This window comes from Fructobacillus fructosus KCTC 3544, assembly GCF_001438695.1.
Classification (GTDB): Bacteria; Bacillota; Bacilli; order Lactobacillales; family Lactobacillaceae; genus Fructobacillus; species Fructobacillus fructosus.
In genome coordinates, this window is record NZ_JQBH01000035.1 from 1 (window position 1) to 512 (window position 512).

At 45.1% G+C, this 512-nt stretch carries 1 protein-coding gene; it reads left to right on the forward strand.

The window, feature by feature from the left end:
* Positions 1–29 precede the first annotated feature (29 nt).
* On the forward strand, positions 30–512 hold a 483-nt coding region (locus IV71_RS07650; RefSeq protein ID WP_234781189.1), incomplete at its 3' end, for a phage tail tip lysozyme.

The following is a 512-nucleotide window of genomic DNA, read 5'->3' on the forward strand; positions in this document are numbered from 1 at the left end:
TAACTAACCCCTTTTTCTGGGGTGCAGTCGTGATATTTATTGCGGCTCTGCTCTTCATTGGTCTTTTAATCGCTGCCAGTGATGATGATAGCGACTGTAGTTCATCTGAAACAACAACCAGCTCATCAACAAATGCTGATCAAACAAAAAGAGCGAAAGATCTCTTTGACTATTTTGTCAACCAGGAAGGCTTCTCTGGCGCTGGTGCTGCGGGTGCAGTGGCTGTTGCCAAAAAGGAAAGTGGCATTGACCCCGCTAAAGAAAACACCGAGGGTGGTGTAGCTGGAATCATGCAGTGGTCTGGCTTTTCAAATAACACTAATGGTAGTCGAATCATGAGTGAGGGTTCCATTGTACCGGGAGATAAAAGCACCCTTACCTGGGAAAACGAAATTAAGCTATTGCACTACGAACTTCATAAGGGCTATGAAGATGCTGCTAAAACGGTTGGAAATGCTTCAAGCGCTTCACAAGCCGCTGATGATTGGTCGGAAAAATATGAAGGACTGAGT